The organism is Niveispirillum irakense DSM 11586, assembly GCF_000429645.1.
GTDB classification, from domain to species: Bacteria; Pseudomonadota; Alphaproteobacteria; order Azospirillales; family Azospirillaceae; genus Niveispirillum; species Niveispirillum irakense.
In genome coordinates this window covers 222,250-239,787 of sequence record NZ_AUCG01000022.1, presented here as the reverse complement: position 1 = coordinate 239,787, position 17,538 = coordinate 222,250, and the positions used below count along the sequence as shown (strand labels likewise).

18 protein-coding genes are annotated in these 17,538 nt (G+C 63.6%); all 18 read right to left on the bottom strand.

Translation table 11 applies throughout. The features are described 5' to 3' along the window. Window positions 1–2: 2 nt before the first annotated feature. The gene (locus G473_RS0111680; RefSeq protein WP_051330179.1) at window positions 3–848 is read right to left on the bottom strand and encodes an ABC transporter permease; all 846 of its coding nucleotides are present in this window, start codon (window positions 846–848) and stop codon (window positions 3–5) included. Continuing rightward, complete coding sequence (locus G473_RS0111675; RefSeq protein ID WP_029013247.1) at window positions 845–1,834, bottom strand: ABC transporter permease; 990 nt, start codon at window positions 1,832–1,834, stop codon at window positions 845–847. Before G473_RS0111675 ends, G473_RS0111680 begins: the two co-directional genes overlap by 4 nt. Window positions 1,835–1,838: 4 nt before the next feature. Next, window positions 1,839–3,380, bottom strand: coding sequence for an ABC transporter substrate-binding protein (locus G473_RS0111670; RefSeq protein ID WP_029013246.1), 1,542 nt, complete (start codon window positions 3,378–3,380; stop codon window positions 1,839–1,841). An 8-nt stretch (window positions 3,381–3,388) separates the two neighbouring features. Beyond that, window positions 3,389–4,672, bottom strand: coding sequence for an NAD(P)/FAD-dependent oxidoreductase (locus G473_RS0111665; protein ID WP_029013245.1), 1,284 nt, complete (start codon window positions 4,670–4,672; stop codon window positions 3,389–3,391). A 6-nt stretch (window positions 4,673–4,678) separates the two neighbouring features. After that, complete coding sequence (locus G473_RS0111660; RefSeq protein WP_029013244.1) at window positions 4,679–5,347, bottom strand: haloacid dehalogenase type II; 669 nt, start codon at window positions 5,345–5,347, stop codon at window positions 4,679–4,681. Between the two features lie 212 nt (window positions 5,348–5,559). Further along, a complete protein-coding gene (locus tag G473_RS0111655; protein WP_029013243.1) occupies window positions 5,560–6,486 on the bottom strand; it encodes a 2-hydroxyacid dehydrogenase in 927 nt (308 codons plus the stop codon). Window positions 6,487–6,578: 92 nt separating this feature from the next. Then, complete coding sequence (locus G473_RS0111650) at window positions 6,579–8,720, bottom strand: TonB-dependent siderophore receptor (RefSeq protein WP_029013242.1); 2,142 nt, start codon at window positions 8,718–8,720, stop codon at window positions 6,579–6,581. A gap of 327 nt (window positions 8,721–9,047) precedes the next feature. Beyond that, window positions 9,048–10,232, bottom strand: coding sequence for an acetyltransferase domain-containing protein (locus G473_RS0111645; RefSeq protein ID WP_029013241.1), 1,185 nt, complete (start codon window positions 10,230–10,232; stop codon window positions 9,048–9,050). Window positions 10,233–10,429: 197 nt separating this feature from the next. Then, window positions 10,430–11,581: a M20 aminoacylase family protein gene (locus tag G473_RS0111640; RefSeq protein ID WP_029013240.1), complete on the bottom strand. Its 1,152-nt coding sequence runs from the start codon at window positions 11,579–11,581 to the stop codon at window positions 10,430–10,432. Between the two features lie 100 nt (window positions 11,582–11,681). Further along, window positions 11,682–12,179, bottom strand: a complete 498-nt coding sequence (locus G473_RS0111635) for an Lrp/AsnC family transcriptional regulator (RefSeq protein ID WP_029013239.1) — start codon at window positions 12,177–12,179, stop codon at window positions 11,682–11,684. Between the two features lie 63 nt (window positions 12,180–12,242). Then, entirely contained in the window at window positions 12,243–13,628 is a 1,386-nt protein-coding gene (locus G473_RS0111630) for an aspartate aminotransferase family protein (RefSeq protein WP_035706772.1), read from the bottom strand. A 353-nt stretch (window positions 13,629–13,981) separates the two neighbouring features. Then, window positions 13,982–14,323 (bottom strand): AAA domain-containing protein, encoded by a 342-nt coding sequence (locus G473_RS29910; protein WP_245580052.1) that lies wholly within the window; start codon window positions 14,321–14,323, stop codon window positions 13,982–13,984. Next, window positions 14,287–14,748, bottom strand: coding sequence for a hypothetical protein (locus G473_RS30995; RefSeq protein ID WP_029013236.1), 462 nt, complete (start codon window positions 14,746–14,748; stop codon window positions 14,287–14,289). The genes G473_RS29910 and G473_RS30995 overlap by 37 nt, the downstream gene beginning before the upstream one ends. Window positions 14,749–14,787: 39 nt before the next feature. Then, the gene (locus G473_RS0111615; protein WP_035706767.1) at window positions 14,788–15,591 is read right to left on the bottom strand and encodes a DUF2189 domain-containing protein; all 804 of its coding nucleotides are present in this window, start codon (window positions 15,589–15,591) and stop codon (window positions 14,788–14,790) included. A 10-nt stretch (window positions 15,592–15,601) separates the two neighbouring features. Further along, a complete protein-coding gene (locus G473_RS0111610) occupies window positions 15,602–15,784 on the bottom strand; it encodes a hypothetical protein (RefSeq protein ID WP_029013234.1) in 183 nt (60 codons plus the stop codon). Then, complete coding sequence (gene ccoP / locus G473_RS0111605; RefSeq protein WP_029013233.1) at window positions 15,771–16,646, bottom strand: cytochrome-c oxidase, cbb3-type subunit III; 876 nt, start codon at window positions 16,644–16,646, stop codon at window positions 15,771–15,773. The genes G473_RS0111610 and ccoP overlap by 14 nt, the downstream gene beginning before the upstream one ends. After that, window positions 16,643–16,810, bottom strand: coding sequence for a cbb3-type cytochrome oxidase subunit 3 (locus G473_RS29905; RefSeq protein ID WP_084438005.1), 168 nt, complete (start codon window positions 16,808–16,810; stop codon window positions 16,643–16,645). Before G473_RS29905 ends, ccoP begins: the two co-directional genes overlap by 4 nt. 1 nt (window position 16,811) lies before the next feature. Beyond that, on the bottom strand, window positions 16,812–17,537 hold the full coding sequence (gene ccoO / locus G473_RS0111595) for a cytochrome-c oxidase, cbb3-type subunit II (protein ID WP_029013232.1): 726 nt from the start codon (window positions 17,535–17,537) through the stop codon (window positions 16,812–16,814). Window position 17,538 lies beyond the last annotated feature (1 nt).

Genomic DNA, 17,538 nt, shown 5'->3' with positions numbered 1-17,538 from the left:
CGCTACCCTTCCTTCGATCCGCGCCGTCGGGGCAGCGCGTCGATCAGCAGATTGACCCCGACAGTCAGGGTGGCGATGGCCAGCGCCGGCACCAGGATGGCGGGGGCCCCTTCGCCCAGGCCGGAGATATTTTCCCGCACCAGTGATCCCAGATCGGCATCCGGCGGCTGCACCCCCAGCCCCAGAAAGGACAGGCCAGACAGCAGCAGCACGATGAAGACAAAGCGCAGGCCGAAATCCGCCAGCATCGGGTGGATCATGTTGGGCAATATTTCCCGGATGGCGATATAGGCCGCCCCTTCGCCACGCGTGCGGGCCACCTGCACATAATCCATCTGCGCCAGATTGACCGCCTGCGACCGGGCGATGCGGTAGGCGCCGGGGATATAGATCAGCGTGGCGATCAGGAACAGAAGCGGCAGGGAGGAGCCGACGGCAGCCACCAGGACCAGGGAGAAAATCTTCGACGGGATGGAGATCAGCGTATCCATGAACCGGCTCAGCACCTCGTCCAGCCAGCGGGGGGAGACGGCGGCCAGCAGGGCCATCCCGGTGCCGGTGGTGCTGGCAGCAATGGCGGCGGCGGCGGCCAGCCCGACGGAATAGCGCGCACCGGACAAAACCCGGCTCAACACATCGCGGCCCAGATAATCGCTGCCCAGCCAGTGCGCCGCCCCGATCCCGGCGAACACATCCTGATGCGCAAAGGCACCGGGGTCATAGGGGGCCAGCCAGGGGCCAGCAATGGCGGTGGCGATCCAGAAGATCACCAGCCCCAGCCCCACCTTGCCGGTCAATGGCAGGCGGGCGGCCCAGCCGGGATTTTTCGCATCCGGGATAGCGCTCATCGGTTACGCAGCCTCGGGTTGGCAAGGATGGCGACGATATCGGCGACCAGCACCAGCAGCAGATAGGCCCCGCAGAAGATCATGGCGCAGGCCTGCAGCAGCGGCATGTCGCGGCTGGTGACGGCATTGACCATCAGGCTGGCAAGGCCGGGATAATTGAAGATCGTTTCCACAATCACCGCCCCGCCCAGCAGGTAGGAGAGCGACAGCGCCATGGCGTTGACGATGGGGGCGATGGCGTTGGGCAGCACATGCACCAGCACCAACCGGGCCGGTGCCACCCCCTTCAGCCGCGCCATCTCCACATAGGGCAAGCCCAGTTGGGCGATGATGGCGGCCCGCGTCATCCGCGCCATCTGTGCGACCACAATCACCGACAGGGACAGGACGGGCATGGCGAGTGCCCGCAGCAGGTCCAGAAAGGTCCCGCTGGCCGGCACCAGCGCAATGGACGGCAGCCAGCGCAGTTCCACGGCAAAGATCAGCACGGCAATGGTGGCGATCAGGAATTCCGGCACCGCCACCATGGAAAGGGTCGCCGTGTTCAAGGCCCGGTCCAGCCGCCCCCCCTGGCGCAGGGCCGAGGCAATGCCGATTGTCAGGGCCATGGGCACGGCCACCAGGGTGGACAGACCGGCCAGGATCAGGGAATTGGGCAGCCGGCTGGCGATGATGTCCGCCACCGGCATGTTGGCAACCATGGAAAAACCGGGATCACCGCCCAGCAGCCCGGCCAGCCAGCGCACAAAACGGATGCTGGCGGGCTGGTCCAGTCCCATCTGCTGGCGAAGCGCTGCGACCGCTTCGGGCGTGGCGCTCTGCCCCAGCATTTCCTGCGCCGCATCGCCGGGCAGCAGGCCACTGACGATGAAGACCACCAGGGCCACCAGGAACAGGGTCAACAGGCCCGATGCCAGCCGCCGGACGATCAGCGTCAGCAGAAAGGTGGTGCCGCTTTGGCCGGTTGCGGGGGATGCTGCTGACATTCGGTCAATCCTCCCACCAGACATGTTCGGCAAAGGCATAGCCCATCAACCCGCCAACCGGCACGGGGTACAGGCCCTTCAACCGGTTGTCGTATCCGTCTGTCATGTTGATGAAGACGGGGATGGCGGTGCCCCCCTGATCGCGGACAATTTCCTGCATTTCGCCATACATCTGGCCCCGCAGGCTGTCGTCTGCCGTGGCGCGGGCCTCCAGCAGCAACTGGTCGAACCGTTCATTTTTCCACCCCGTCTCATTCCAGGCGGCGGTGGATTTATAAAACAGGCTGAACACCAGATCGGCGGTCGGGCGCGGGTTGGTATTGCCGAAGCTCAGCGGATGCTTCATCCAGTGGGTGGACCAATAGCCATCCGCCGGCACCCGGTTCACCGCCAGATTCAACCCGGCACGGGCCCCATATTCCTGCAGAACCGAGCCCATATCCACCGACCCTTCCGCCGCCGGTGAGGCATAGATGGACAGGGGCGAACGGCCCACCCCCGCCTTGGCGAAATGATATTTCGCGCGATCCAGGTCAAAGGCCCGTTGCGGCAGGTCGGCCCGGTAAAACGGGTGGAAGGGGGGGATCGGGTGATCGTTGGCGATCTGTGCCGATCCCCGGAACAGGGCCCGCTTCACCAGTTCCCGGTCAAAAAGATACTTCATGCCCAGCACGAAATCGGGATTACCGGTAATGCCGCCATCGCGGCGCATGATCAGGTTGGTGTAAAGCCCGCTGGAGGTTTCCAGCAGATCATGGGTGCCGCTTTCCTTGATGCGGCGCATGGAGCGGGGATTGACCGCAACAATCAGATGCACGTCGCGGGACAGCAGAGCATTGACCCGTGATACCTCGTCCGGAATGCCGATCAGTTCAATCTCGTCCAGATAGGGCTTGCCCGGCTTCCAGAAATCATCATTGCGGGTGACGATGGTGCTGACGCCGGGGACGAAACTTTTGATGCGGTAGGGGCCGGTCCCGTTGGGACGGCTGAAATCCGTCGTCCCGGCGGCGATGATCAGGAAATGCGATGCCGCCAGCATCGACGGCAGGTCGACATTCGGCCCGGTCAGGGTGATGGTCAGGTCCAGGGGGCCGGTGGCGCGCGCTTCGGCCAGTTGGCTGGCAATGGGGCGCACTTTGGACCCGATGGCAGGGTTCTGGTGGCGCATCAGGCTGTACACCACATCTTCGGCATGCAGCAGTTTGCCATCATGGAAGCGGATGCCGGGGCGCAGCTTGACCCGCCAGTGGATCTGGTCGCGGCTTTCAATCGTTTCCGCCAGGGCCAGCCGGGGTCGCAGATCGACACCATATTCGGTCAGGCCCGAATAAAGCATGTGATGGCGGATATAATCGGTAGACAGCGCGCCCTTGGCCGGGTCTGTCGTGTCGGCGGTGGAACTGGACATGGCGGCCACCCGGATGCGCCCGCCATAGCGGGGCTGTGGCACGCGCAGGGGGCTTGGTTGCGCCCAGGCTGGCAGCAGGGGCAGGGCACTGGCCGCCATGCCGGCTGTCAGCAGCGTTCGCCGCGAAAGGCCCATGTCCCCCCTCAATGCAGGATGTCCTGAATGCGGTAGTAAAGGCCGACCAGCGGCAGAAACCAGGGCTTGCCCAGATGGCCCGGCACGGCATGCCAGTCCAGGCCGGCCCAGGGGTTGGCGGCGGTTTCGCCCCCCATCACACGGGCCATCTTTTCCCCCATATGCACGGACATCTGCACGCCATGGCCGCTATAGCCCATGGCGTAGAACAGTCCATCATGCTCGCCTGCGCGCGGCAGCCGGTCGGCAGTCAGGTCCACCATGCCGCCCCAGCAATAATCCACCCGCACATCGCGCAAAGCCGGGAACAGGCTGCGCATCGTGGCTTCCAGGATGCGGCCGCTTTTCTGATCCGATAAGGGGTCGGACACGGCAAAGCGCGCGCGTCCGCCGAAAATCAGCCTGTTATCCGGCGACAGGCGGAAGTAATTGCCGATATTCTTGCTGGTCACATAATTACGGTTGCCGGGGAACAGCGTGGCCACCTGTTCTGGCGGCAACGGTTCCGTGGCGATGATAAAGCTGCCGACGGAGATGATACGGCGGCGGAACCAGCCGAACGGCCCCTGCGCGCTGGCCCCGCCGGTGGCCACCAGCACCTGGGTGGCATTCAACGTGCCGCGCGGGGTGGTGACCAGCCAACCCTTGCCCTGGCGGGACAGGCCGGTGACGGCGGCCTGTTCATATATCTGCGCGCCCCGGCGGCTGGCAGCCTCTGCCAGACCGACGCCGAATTTCCCTACATGCAACTGCGCGCTCGTGCCTTGCAGCAGCCCGCCATGAAAGGCGTCGCCGGCGATTTCCGCCGACAGGTTGGTGCGCGGCACCAGCGTCACATGCGGATCGATGGTGGCAAGGCTTTCATAAGCCTTTTCCAGCTTGGCATAATGTTCCGGCTTGGCCGCCAGTTTCAGCCGGCCGGCGCGACGGAAGGCACAGTCGATCCCTTCCTCTTGCGCCAGCCGTTCCACATCGCTGACCGCCTGGACATGGGCGTTATAATAAAGCGCTGCCGTCTCCCGCCCGAAACGGGCGACCAGACCGGCAAAATCATGCGCCGTGCCGGCATTGCATTGGCCGCCATTGCGGCCGGAAGCTTCTCCCGCCACACGACCGGCTTCCAGCACGGCCACGCTGGCCCCACGTTTGCGCAGGGCCAATGCTGCGGACAGACCGGTGAAGCCGCCGCCGATGATGGCGACATCCACCCGGCCTTCCACCGGACCGGTCACCCCGCCGGTGAAGCCGGGTGCCGTATCCAGCCAATAGGAGAGGGTTTTCCGGTCCGCCATGATGGGTTACAGCCCCACCAAGGCCGGCAGGATGCCGATATGCGGGATCTCATAATCCCGATAGTTCGGGTTGGTCGGCTCATGTCCGCGCGCCACGAAGACGCGGGCACCAAAGCCCAGATCGGTGGCGGAGTTCTGGTCATAGCGGAAGCTGGAAGAGACATGCATGATGTCCTTCGGGTCCGCGCCCAACTGGTCCAGCATATATTCAAACGCCTGCAGGCGCGGCTTGTAGGCCTGGGCCTGTTCGGCGGTATAGACGGCATGGAACGGCGCGCCGAGCAGTGCCACATTATGATGGATCTGCTCGTTCGCGGCGTTTGACAGGATCACCAGCGGGATTTCCTTGGCCACCTTGGCAAGACCCGTGGGCACATCGGCGTGCGGGCCCCAGGTCGGCACCGCCTCATAGATGCGGGCCGCCTCTTCCGGGCGGAATTCGATCTTCCAGTGCTTGCAGGTGCGCTCCACGGAATTATGGATCACTTCGCGGTAAGGCTTCCAGGCTCCCAGCACCTCATCCAGCCGATAGGCTGCGAAATCCTTGCAGAACCGGTCCATATCCTCCGGCTTCACACGGTCGGGGAATATTTCCCGTGCCATGTCGGACATGCGAAAGCGGGTCAGCGTCCCGTAACAGTCGAAGGTGATGAATTTGGGCCGGAACGGGGCCATGGCTGTCTGTCCTTCACATCGGGCGAATGGCCGGGTTCAGGGCCGCTCGCGGTTTGGATCGGTCCGGCGGATCACCCTGTTGAGGTGGTGTCCGCGACAAGGCAATTAGGACATGGGAAGGCCGGAACTTCACCCTGATTTGGGGACCGCGTATGGGTATTTATCCGCCTTTTCGGCAGTATCTGCGGCACAGTCTGCCGCGTCACCTTTCCCTAATATCCACGCCCGCGTGGGACGTTTCCCACCATTGCCAGACCCTGGCGATGCTGCCGGATGTTGGCCATCAGCACGCGGGCCGCACTTTCCGGCTGGGTCATGCTGGCAATGTGGGGTGTCAACAGGATAGCGGGGTGCCGCCAGAAGGGATGCCCTGGCGGCAAGGGCTCCGGCTCCGTCACATCCAGCACGGCGCCGGAGAGTTTTCCGCTATCCAGCGCAGCCAGAAAATCCACCTCCACCAGATGCCCCCCGCGCCCGGCATTGACCAGGGCAGCACCATCGGGCAGCAGATCGAAGGTTTTGCGGCACAAAATGCCGCGCGTTTCATCCGTCAGCGGCAGCAGGCAGATCAGGATATCGCAGGCGGCCAGAAAAGCCGGCATCCCTTCCGCGCCGGCATGGCAGGTGACGCCCTCGACTTGCTGGGGCGAGCGCGACCAGCCGGAAAGCGGGAAGCCGTAGCGGCCCAGCCGATCCAGCACAGCGCGGCCCAATGTGCCCAGCCCCATCACGCCGATGCGACGGGCCTGTGCCGGCACCAGTTTCACCGGTGCCCACCGGCCCTCATCCTGGGCTTTCCGGTAATGCAGCATGTGGCGGTGCAGGGCCAGGGTGGCAAAGCTGGCATATTCCACCATGCCATCAATGATGCCCGGCTCAATCATCCGCACCACCTGGATATGCGCCGGCACCTGGGACAGGTCCAACTGATCCACCCCGGCACCGGTGGAAAACAGCACCTCCAGGTTGGGCAGGCTGGCCAGCAGATCGGGCGTTACCGTCCAGGCCGCCAGATAGCGGATATCGGCCAGTTTGCCGGCTTCGGGCCAAGCACGGAAATCAATCTCCGGAGCCTCCGCCGTGAAGACCTGTTTCCAGACCGCGCCGCGCACCGGGTCTGCCTTATAGAGAAGGGCCATAAAAGCGCTCCCAGAAAAACGCCGCTGACACCGGGGGTATCAGCGGCGTGACAGTCAGGTTCATGCCTTGGAACGGAAGGGGGTCACCCCTGTCAGAACGTGTAGCCGATCCTGGCCGTGAAAGTGCGCGGGGTGCCAGGGGCCACCCAGGACCGGGCGTAGGAACTGGCGTAGTACCGCTTGTCGAACAGGTTGTTCACATCCACGGACAGCTTCAACTGCTCGGTCGGCTGCCAGGAGGCCAGCAGCTTCACCAGCGTGTAGCTGGGCAGGTAGAAATCCACGCCCGTCTCCCCCAGGCGCTTGCTGACATAATTCACGCCACCGCCCAGGGTGACGGTATTATCCCCGAAGAACAGATCCTTCATCAGCAGGGCGCTGGCCTGGTTCTTGGGGATGTTGATCAGCGGGTCGCCTTCCAGGATGGACAGGCCGAAATCCGGGTCCACCATGTCGCGCGCCGCCTCGGCGTCGGTATAGGAATAGGTCAGGTAAAGCTGCATATCGCCGGGCAACTGGGCGTTCAGGTCGAATTCCACGCCCTTGCTGCGGGCCTTGCCGATGGCCAGCGAGTAGCCGGAATTGACCGGATCGGCCGTCAGCACATTGTCCTTGGTCATGGTGAACAGGGCCAGCGTGCTGGTAATGCGGCCATCGGGGGAGGTGTATTTGCCGCCGATCTCGTAGCTTTCGCTTTCCTCCGGACGGAAGGCAGCGCCGGAGAAATCGAAGCCGGTATTGGGCCGGAAGCCACGGCCATAGCCGCCATAGAGCGAGAACTCATCCGTCAGGTCATAGACCAGGCCGGTCTGGGGGCTGAACTTGGTGTAGCTGTTGCCCAGGCGGGCATCGTTGATCCGGTTATGGATCGACTGGTCAAAATCATCATACCGGCCGCCGAAGCGGAACTTCAGTTTTTCCGTCAGGTCGATCTGATCCTGGAAATAGACGCCCCAGGCCTTCTGCCGCTCGAACCTGTTGTCCAAAGTGGCGGTAGGGGTGGGCGTGCTGCCATAGACGGGGTTGAAGATGTCAATGGCGTTGTTGGCCGCCGTTATCGGCCGGCCGGCGGTATAAGCCGGCGGGCGATAGCGCAACTGCACCTGATCGATCTCGAACTTGTCCCAATCCGCGCCCACAATCAGGTGATGGGTGAAGATACCAGTATTGAAGGTACCAGACACTTCACCGCGGAACACCATATGTTCGGTCTGGTAATCGCGGTAACGGCGCTGACGGGACAGCATGTTCCCCGTCTCCTCCAGCGTCTGGCGGCTGCCCGCCAGTTCGGCATCGGAGGAAAAGCCCTTGAAGCTGGTATCGCGATAGCCGGCACCGATCAGCACGCTCCAGTCATCGCTGATATCATGCTGAAGCTGTGCCTGATGGCCCAGCACTTCCACCTCGACCGGGCCGTCGCCCGGTTCACCCAGGAAGCGGGAAATGGGCAGGGCGCCCAGATCGCCATTGACGGCGACGATGCCGCGATCGAACGGCACTTCCTGCTTCACATATTCAGCCTCATAGCTGAACGAGGTGTCTTCCGTCAGTTGCATCAGGATGGAAGGGGAGGCCGTGTACTTCTTGCTCTTCAGCGTATCGCGGAAGCTGCCGGCATCCTCGGCCGCGCCATTGATGCGCACGGCGATCTTGTCCGTGATCGGGCCGGTAATATCGCCTTCGATCCGGTAGGTGTCATAGCTGCCGGCGGAAACCGAGACGCTGCCTTCAGTATCGAATTTCGGCTTCTTGGTGATGATGTTCACCGTACCGCCCGGCTCTCCGCGACCGAACAGGGCGGAGTTGGGGCCCTTCAACACCTCGATCCGGTCGATGTTGGAGGCATCGCGCGGGCCGCCATAGCCGCGCCCGCCATTGAAGCCATTGACCAGGAAGCCGCTGGGGAAATTGGGATCGCCGGCAAAGCCGCGAATGGCGAAACTGTCCCACAAGCCGCCGAAATTATTCTGCTTGGCGACGCCGCTGGCCATTTCCAGCGCGCCTTCCAGCTCGGTGATGCCCACAGCATCCAGCAGTGCGCCGTCCAACACCTGGATGGCCTGCGGGGTATCCTTTAACGCGACATCGCCACGATAGGCCTGACGCTGTCCGACGACGATAATTTCCGCCAGCTCTTCACCGCCGGTTGTTTGTGCTGCCGCCATGGGGACGGTCAGGGCCACACAGGCGGCGCTGGCCGCCAACGCAAGCCGGAATCCGGACTGATACTGCATCGTTTGGTCCCCCTTCTGCACTGCTCCACTGTTCGCCTGGCAATGCACGTTATGTTATAACGTGTGCCTTTTATTCTTCCCGGCATGCCGGTCACAAGGGCCGGCATGTTGCGCGGATCGCTTAGGTGCCCCCGCGTTTTTGCTTTATGCCCACCAGATTTGGCGTTAATGGCAGAAATGTTTCGTCAAAAGCCGCCCCCCTGACGGCGCGTTATATTGTTGTGGGGACAAAATGCGCGGAAAATGCTGCGCTGATCAGCATGGCCCGTCAAAGCAAAAGCCCCGCCGGCTGGGCCGGCGGGGCTTGAATTTTGAAGAACGGAAAGATCAGAGATATTTAAGCCACCAGATATCCTTGCGCCGCTGCTTCAGCCGCGCAAACCAGCGCGTCGGGAAATAGAGGACCGGCGTCAGGATGAAGAACCACAGCCAGACCGTGCCCACGCTCTCCACACCGAAAACCGCCCCCTTGGTTGGGCCATAAAGCCCCAGGGCCGTGAAATACAGCGCCTTCAACACATAGAGATGCAGAAGATAGAAGAACATGGGCGCGCCGCCGAACAGGGACAGCCAGCCCATGATGCGATGGCTCTCGTACTTCTCGAACAAGGCCAGCAGCAGGGCGCCAACCCCCAGCGTTGACAGCAGGAACAGCAGCGACGGCGGATATTTGGTCAAGGACAGGAAGGCCATGATGGTGCGCAAGCCATCCACCCCCGCAACCCATGGCTTGTCACCATAAAAATTGCACCAGCGCAGCAGCAGAAACGCAACCAGCATGCCGCCGCCCAGCAACACCAGCCGGCGGCGGCGTTCCGCCCCGTCGCGCCCGCGGGCAAACCAGGGGCCGATGGCATGGCCCAGCAGGATCAGGCCGATCCAGGGCAGCACCGGATAGGTTGTCTTGGCAGTCAGCCCGCCACCCAGGTCGATCACATCGCGCTGATGCAGGATGGCCCAGAGCGCAAAGCCGCTATCGCCGGGCAGCAGGCGGATACCGTCCAGCAGGTTATGCAGGCAGACAATGGCCAGCCCGAGGGCGATCTGCCAGGGGCGCGGCAGGTACAGCAGGGCGGAAAGTGCCACCATGCTGATGCCGATAGCCCAGATCACCTGCAGCCAGAAGGTCTGGGGCGGGAATTTCAGGCTCCAGGCCAGCCCGACAAAGGTCACTTCCAGAAAGATCAGGAACAGGCCGCGCTTCAGCAGGAACAGCGAGGTTTCCTGCCGGCTGTGCGACTGGCCATAGAGCCAGGCCGACAGCCCCGTCAGCGCCACAAAGGTGGGGGCGCAAAAGGTGGAGATCAGCCGGGTGAAGAACAGCGCCGGATCGACCGTGGCAGCATCGACCGGATCGCTGACCTGCATATGCAGGAAATAGGTTTCCCGGATATGGTCGATCAGCATGAACAGCATGACCAGCCCGCGCAGCGCATCGATGGCGCCGATGCGGCTGCTGATCCCTCGGACCGTGCTGGGGGCACTGGTGGCGGCATAGGGGATTGTCGTCATCGCTAAACCTGTCCCTTGTCCCGGAGCCCCGACCGTCCAGGAAATATGCCGGCGGGTGCAGCTTTATTGGTTTCTTAGCAGGGTAGCAGTGGTGCGCGGCAGATACGCCGTGATTGCCCCGCTGGGGCTGGGGGCGGCTGCTGAAATCCGACGGGGTGACAGCTTCTTCTGCGGCGCCCGGCGGGCGGGCATGGTGCTCATGTCCCCAGCATCCCCTCCGCCAGTGCCACATGCAGCATCATGCCAGTGGCGATGATGTCGTCGTTGAAATCATAGGCGGGGTGATGCAGGGGGGCAGCGTTTGCTGCTGTGCCCTGGCCCAGCCAGAGATAAGCCCCCCGGCACGCCTGGAGCATGAAGGCGAAATCCTCCGAGGTGAAGGCGGGTTCCGGCGCCAGATGGGTGGGGCATAAGGTGGCGGCGATGCGCAGCGCTTCTGCCGCTGCCTCCCCATCATTGATGGTGGCCGGGTAATAGCGGTCATAGGTGATGGCGGCCTCAGTGCCCGTGGAAAGTGCCACGCCTGCCGCCACCTGGCGCAGGGCCGCCTCAATCCCGTCCTGGATGGCGGGGTCGAAGCTGCGCACGGTGCCGCCCAGGGTAACGGCGGCCGGCAGCACATTATGGGCATGGCCGCCCTGGATGCGCGTCACCGACAAGACGGCCGAGGCAGTAGGCGGAATGCGGCGGGAAATGATCGTGTTCAACTGCCCCACCAGCTCGCCCGCCGCCAGCACCGCATCGGGGGTCACATGTGGCATGGCGGCATGGCCGCCCTTGCCGGTCAAGGTGATCTCGAACTTGTCCGCTGCCGCCATGATCGGGCCGGGGCGGGTTGAAACGGTGCCGGCCGGCAGGTCCGGCCAGTTATGCAGGGCGAAAACCCGCTGACAGGGGAAGCGGTCGAACAGCCCGTCCTGTACCATGGCCCGCGCCCCGCCCAGCCCTTCTTCCGCCGGTTGGAAGATGAAATGGACCGTGCCATCAAACTGGCGGGTCCGGGCCAGATGCAGGGCCGCCCCCAGCAACATGGTGGAATGGCCGTCATGGCCGCAACCATGGAAGGCGCCGCTGGTCTGGCTGGCATAGGGCAGGCCGGTCTGTTCCTGCATGGGCAGGGCATCCATGTCCGCACGCAGGCCGATGGCACGATCCGACGATCCGGCCCGCAGCACGCCCACCAGCCCGGTGCCGCCGATCCCTTCATGCACCTCCACCCCCCCATCGCGCAGGGCCGCCGCGATGCGGCCCGCGGTGCGATGTTCCTTGAAGCCCAGTTCCGGGTGGGCATGCAGGTCACGGCGGAAATCCACCAGGGCGGGCAGCAGATCGGCAATGGTATCGGGCATGGGGAATCCGTTCGGGCGCGCGAAAGCGTTTATATCGTCCCACCATCGCGCGGGCGCGCGGCGGGATGAGAGGGAAGGGCGGTGATAATCGATCCAGCCCCTATTCCTGCCGGTCCCCGAACAGGGTCTGGATCGGGTAATGATGTTTGATGAAGGGAGACTTGATCACGACATAGCTGAAATATTTTTCGATCCCGAAATCCCCCTCCAGCATCCCCTCGATGATGGATTGGTAATGACCGACGCCGTTGGTGACGAATTTCAGCAGATAATCATAGCCGCCGCTGACCAGATGGCATTCCACGATCTCGTCGATCTTGCGGATCTTCGCCTCGAACCGGGAGAAGTCACCGCTGCGATGTTCGGTCAGGGTCACCTGGGTGAAAACGGTGAGGAAATCACCCAACTTGGCCAGGTTGATATGGGCACCATAGCCCGTGATATAGCCCGCCTTTTCCAGCCTTTTTACCCGCGTCAGGCAGGGGCTGGGCGACAGGCCGACGGCATCGGCCAGTTCCACATTGGTGATGCGGCCTGCCTGCTGTAATTGGGCCAGGATCTTCAGGTCGATCCGGTCGAGTTTGGGGCCGGGTATCATGCCGAAAAGCCTTTTCCATCAGAGCCGAACTGGGCGTGGGGGGAAAGACAGCGAAAAGGGGCGTCAGGTCAAGGCGGCACGAATATCAGGCTCCTCCAGCATCTGATCCAGGGTCGTGCGGATACGCTGGAAGATCAAGGCCATTTCATCGGGCGTGCAGCACAAGGCCGGGGCCAGCCCGATCATGCCATCGCCGAAGGACCGGAAGATGACGCCGTTTTTATAGCCCTGGGCGAACAGCCGGTCAGGCAGCTTCAGGGCCGGATCGAAGCGGGATTTGGTGCCCTTGTCGGCCACCAGCTCAATTGCACCCAGCAGGCCGCGCCCGCGCGTTTCCCCCACCATCGGGTGGTCGGAAAGCCCGGCCAGCCCGGCGGCGAAATCGGCGCCCACTTTCTGGCCATTGGCCAGGATACCGCCCTCAGTATAAAGCCGGATCACCTCCAACCCCACCGCGGCACTGACCGGGTGGCCGGAATAGGTGAAGCCGTGGCCGATGGGCAGATCGGGGGTGGCGCCATCGGCGATAGCGTTGAAGATTGCATCCGACATCAGCACCGCGCCCATGGGGGCATAGCCGGCGGTCAGGCCCTTGGCCACCGTCATCAGGTCCGGCTCCACCCCTTCATATTCACAGGCGAACATGGGTCCGGTGCGACCAAAACCGGTGATCACCTCGTCGGCGATGAACAGGATGTCCAACTCGCGGCAGGTCTCCCGCATTGCCTTCAGCCAGCCCTTGGGCGGCACGATCACCCCGCCCGATCCCTGGATCGGTTCGCAGAAAAAGGCGGCGACCTGATCGGCACCCAACTCCGCCACCTTGTCCCGCAGCGCCGCAACGGAATGGGCGATCACGGCCTGCGGATCGTTTCCTACGGGGCTGCGATAGGGATAGGGGGAGGGAATATGATGCTGCCAGGGGCGCGGCACATCGAAGAAGCGGTGGAAGCTGCCAATGGCCGTCAGGCCGGCACCCACGGTTGAAGAGCCGTGATAGCCCCGCTCCAGGGCGATAACGTGTTTTTTGGCCGGTTTGCCGATGGCATTGAAATAATGGATGATGTAGCGCACGGCAGAATCCACCGCGTCCGATCCGCCCAGGGTGAAATAGACATGGGTCAGAGAGGCAGGCGCCAGTTCCACCAGCTTTTCCGCCAGCCGTACGGCCGGCTCGCTGCCAAAATGGAAATAGCCGGTGGCATAGGGCAGGCGGCGCATCTGCTCTGCCGCCACCTCCACAATGCTGTCATGGCCATAGCCGACATTGACGCACCAGAGACCGGCGAAAGCGTCGATCAACTGGTTGCCATCCATGTCGGTGACGAACATGCCCTTGGCGCTTTGCAGCAGCGTGGCGCCCCGCGCCTCATGCCCCCGAAAGGAGGTGACGGGATGGATCAGATGGTCCCGGTCGATATCCACAAGGGAACGATTTCGCTGCAACATGGCCTCTGCCCGGCTGGGGAAGGAATAGGGTCAGGGTAATGGGACCGCGACAGGCAGAGACGCCGATCTGACGGATGGGAAGGCGGTGGCCGTGGGTTTATTGCCGGGGTAGCAGCATAAAATGCTGCGACGGGCTCCGGGCGCCAACCGGCCCTTGGCCGGCCTATCCGCGGATTGCTGCCGACGCCACGCGCTGCTTTGGGCATGTGCAGCGGGTGCAGGGGCAATGGGGGAGGGCTGAACCCCTTCCCCTACCGGCGGGGTTCATCCCTGCGGGTGCAGGGGCAACATTATCGGGGTTGCGGTAAAGATGCCGCGCGAGGACGGAGGAGGGGGCGTGTCCGGTTGTAGCATCAAACAGGGCCATGTCGCCGAATGACGGCAAAGGCATTCTTGGCCCGGCTCACGGCGACGTTCAGCATATATACGCCACGGTCGAAGAAGGGGCCGCTGCCATTTAAGGAAGCGAAGGTAATTGTTGGCGAGAACACCACCAGATGGCGTTCCATACCCTGCAGGGTATGGACGGTTCCCACTGTCACCATCGCGGCCTCAGGCCCCAGGTGCCTTTCCAGTGCCTGACGAAGCACCTGGCATTGCGAGCCGAAGGAGGTGATCACGGCTACACGCTCTTCCGGCGGGCCACCGTAGCGCTTATTCAGGGTGCTCCAATGGCAGGCCAGCCACTCAGCGATGCCCTGGGCTTCCGCCGTATTGGTCCAGGATTCCTGGCCCGTCTGGCTTGTCCTCCGGGATGGGCCCAGGACATGGGCGCGATCCAGGGATCGCTCTCCTCCGGCTTCATGCCGATGAGGCGTTTGTAAACCAGATCGTTGCAGAAGCTGATGATTTTCGGCACGCAGCGGAAATGTTCGCGCAGCATGATGCCGGGGATCTGTGTGTCACTATCGCCAACGACCGTGGCCATCTGGATCGCCGCCATCGCAGAGCCGCTGGCATGGGTCAACCCCTGACGCCGACATGTGATCTGCTGGGCGTTGGTGAGGCCTTGCGCATCCATAAGCTGCTCGTCCGAGGCTTCGGAAAAATTCTCCACGGGCTGCAACTGGTGCACATCGCCCACGGCGACCGCCCGGCGGGTGAGGCCCAGCAGGCCCAAGCCCAGGTCGAGACGAAAGCTTCTTTACGATGCGGAATGTTATCCCTCCCCTCGAACGGTACGGTAAGCATGCCAGGTAGCATGGCCCAGCAGCGGGAAGGCCAGCACCAGACCTAGCAGGCCGGGCAGCAGCGCCAGCACCAGCGACAGCAGCACGATGGCGCCCCAGGCCAGCATGACGGGCAGATTGTGCCAGACCATGGACATGCTGGTGCCCATGGCGGTCAGCGCGTCCACCCGCTGGTCCAGCAGCATGGGTAGGGAGAAGACGGAGATGGCGAAGCCGAAGGCTGCGAACAGGCCCCCGACCGCCCCGCCGACCAGCAGCAGCCAGATGCCCAGCGGTTCCGTCACCAGCATGGTCGAGACATGTTCCAGCCCCGGGAATGGCTTCCAGCCGAAGAACAGGGCGTAGAGCAGCACGGCGGCGCGCATCCAGACCAGCATCAGCAGGCAGAGCAGCACGCCCACGAACAGGATCTGCCGCCCAGACGCTGCCTTCACATGCAGCATGGTAACCAGCCCGATGCGCTTACCCTCCGCCAGCCGCCGGCTTTTCTCGTAAAGCCCGGTGGCAAAGGCCGGGGCCACGATGGCGAAGCCCGCCAGGGCTGGGAACAGGAAATAATCACGCCCCAGCCCGACCAGCCCCGCCACGACCAGCCAGGAGACCAGCAGCATGACCACGCCATAGGCCAGGCTGCTGGTCGGATTGGTCCACAGATCGTTCCAGCCGGCGCGCAGCCAGTCCAGCGCCGCGCCGGCGGGCAGGCCGCGCGCATGCGGGCTGACATGGGGCAGGGGCGGAACGGTGGGCGGCAGGCTGTCGGCGGGACTGATCATGTCTTGTCTCTCAACAGGCGGATCTGGCGGCGCTGTATCCGGTTGGGGCCGGCTTCACGCCCGGTTTCTGGTGCGGAACGCAGGAAGGCTGGCTCTCCAGCGCCACCATCACCAGATGGATGTTGGCGCCGACCAGCAGGGCGATGCCGGCCAAAACCAGCAGGATCACGCGCCAATGCCTAAGGGCCGGCATGCTTGGTCCCCGTGGCCAGGTCCGCGACATAGAGCGCCAGCACCTTGCGGTCCAGGTCGCCCAGGCGCTGGTCCCAGCGCGGCATGTGTCCCTGCCGGCCGTTGAAGATGGTGGTGAAGACCGTCTGCTCGTCACCGCCATAGATCCAGGTGGCATCGGTCAGGTTGGGTGCTCCCATCTCCACCATGCCGCGGCCTTCCTCGCCATGGCAGGCGGCGCAATTCGCGGTGAACAGCTCCTGTCCCGCCGCCGATGCCGGCCCGGCACCCGACAGTGAGCGGACATGGGCAAGCACGGCAATGATATCCGGCCGCGTCAGCATCTGGTCGCGCCCGAAGGCCGGCATCTGTGAGACGCGCGTATCGGGATGATCGGAATTGATGCCGACACGGATGGTCTCCGCCAGTGCCTCCGGCGACCCGCCCCACAGCCAGGACCCCGCTGCCAGTGCCGGGAAGCCCGGCCCACCGCTGCCGCCCACGCCATGACAGGCGGCGCAATTATCGCCGAACAACACCGCCCCATGCCGGCGCACCTGCTCCATCAGGGCGGGATCGGCCTGGAGGGCGGCGTAATCGGTGTCGGCGACCTTGGCCACCCAGGCTGGCGCCTGTTCTGCCGCCCGCTTCAGGTCGTCCGCTACCACCCGGCGCTGGTCCACACCGAGGATGCCCTTGGTATAGGTGCTGCCCACCGGCCAGGCCGGCATCAGCACCCACCAGACCACGCTGAACAGGAAGGTACTGATCAGGAAGAACCAGACCATCTTGGGCACCGGCGTGTTCAGTTCCTTGATACCGTTCCATTCATGGCCCGTGGTCATGTGCCCCGTGACGGGATCGCGCTCGGCCCCACCGCTCATGGCCGGTCCTCCTTGTTCAGCACCGACCGGGCGGCATGGTCGAAGCGCTTGCCGTTGCCGGGCCAGAACGCATAGATCAGTACCCCCACCGACAGGGCCAGCAGGTAGAAAAGCCCGAACCCCTTGGCCAGGAAAACGGTCAGCGCGTGGCCTGTCTCCGGCATCTCATTCCTCCGGCGGCTGGCTGTTGGTATGGGCGGCATTGGTCAGGCGGCCCAGGATCTGAAGATAGGCGACCAGCGCATCCATCTCCGTCACCTTGCCCGGATCGCCATCGAACACACGCGCCTGCGTGGCCTCGCCATAGCGGGCGGTCAGGCCGGCGCTGCCATCCGTTCCCGCCTGGGCGATGGCGTCGGCGGCGGCGTTGGTCACCATCTCATCGGTGTAGGGTACGCCCACCCGGCGCAAAGCCGTCAGATGCAGGCCCAGATCGTCGGTGCGCAGGGAAGTGCGCGCCAGGAATTTATAGGACGGCATGATCGATTGCGGCACCACCGCACGCGGATCGACCAGATGCGCCACCTGCCATTCGTCGGAATATTTGTCGCCGATGCGGGCCAGATCGGGGCCGGTGCGCTTCGATCCCCATTGCATGGGATGGTCATGCTTGGATTCAACGGCCAGGGAGTAGGGGCCGTATCGTTCCACCTCGTCCCGCAAGGTGCGGATCATCTGGGAATGGCAGGCGTAGCAGCCCTCGCGGATATAGATGTTGCGCCCGGCCAGTTCCAGCGGCGTGTAGATGCGCAGGTCGGGCGCATCCTCCACCGTCTCATCGATGGTGAACAAGGGTGCGATCTCCACCAACCCACCGATGGAGGCGACGAAGATGATGCCCAGCACCAGAGCCATGGAGTGCTTTTCAAGCTTGTAATGCAGTCCGAACATC

Coding starts and splice junctions, on each gene's coding strand:
- G473_RS0111635 (WP_029013239.1), bottom strand. CDS start 12,179: ATGATACCCGGCCCCAAACTCGACCGGATCGACCTGAAGATCCTGGCC.
- ccoO (WP_029013232.1), bottom strand. CDS start 17,537: ATGTTCGGACTGCATTACAAGCTTGAAAAGCACTCCATGGCTCTGGTG.
- G473_RS0111640 (WP_029013240.1), bottom strand. CDS start 11,581: ATGCCCGATACCATTGCCGATCTGCTGCCCGCCCTGGTGGATTTCCGC.
- G473_RS0111680 (WP_051330179.1), bottom strand. CDS start 848: ATGAGCGCTATCCCGGATGCGAAAAATCCCGGCTGGGCCGCCCGCCTG.
- G473_RS0111675 (WP_029013247.1), bottom strand. CDS start 1,834: ATGTCAGCAGCATCCCCCGCAACCGGCCAAAGCGGCACCACCTTTCTG.
- G473_RS0111610 (WP_029013234.1), bottom strand. CDS start 15,784: ATGCCGGCCCTTAGGCATTGGCGCGTGATCCTGCTGGTTTTGGCCGGC.
- G473_RS29905 (WP_084438005.1), bottom strand. CDS start 16,810: ATGCCGGAGACAGGCCACGCGCTGACCGTTTTCCTGGCCAAGGGGTTC.
- G473_RS0111650 (WP_029013242.1), bottom strand. CDS start 8,720: ATGCAGTATCAGTCCGGATTCCGGCTTGCGTTGGCGGCCAGCGCCGCC.
- G473_RS0111630 (WP_035706772.1), bottom strand. CDS start 13,628: ATGTTGCAGCGAAATCGTTCCCTTGTGGATATCGACCGGGACCATCTG.
- G473_RS0111665 (WP_029013245.1), bottom strand. CDS start 4,672: ATGGCGGACCGGAAAACCCTCTCCTATTGGCTGGATACGGCACCCGGC.
- ccoP (WP_029013233.1), bottom strand. CDS start 16,646: ATGAGCGGTGGGGCCGAGCGCGATCCCGTCACGGGGCACATGACCACG.
- G473_RS0111615 (WP_035706767.1), bottom strand. CDS start 15,591: ATGATCAGTCCCGCCGACAGCCTGCCGCCCACCGTTCCGCCCCTGCCC.
- G473_RS0111670 (WP_029013246.1), bottom strand. CDS start 3,380: ATGGGCCTTTCGCGGCGAACGCTGCTGACAGCCGGCATGGCGGCCAGT.
- G473_RS0111645 (WP_029013241.1), bottom strand. CDS start 10,232: ATGACGACAATCCCCTATGCCGCCACCAGTGCCCCCAGCACGGTCCGA.
- G473_RS0111655 (WP_029013243.1), bottom strand. CDS start 6,486: ATGGCCCTTCTCTATAAGGCAGACCCGGTGCGCGGCGCGGTCTGGAAA.
- G473_RS0111660 (WP_029013244.1), bottom strand. CDS start 5,347: ATGGCCCCGTTCCGGCCCAAATTCATCACCTTCGACTGTTACGGGACG.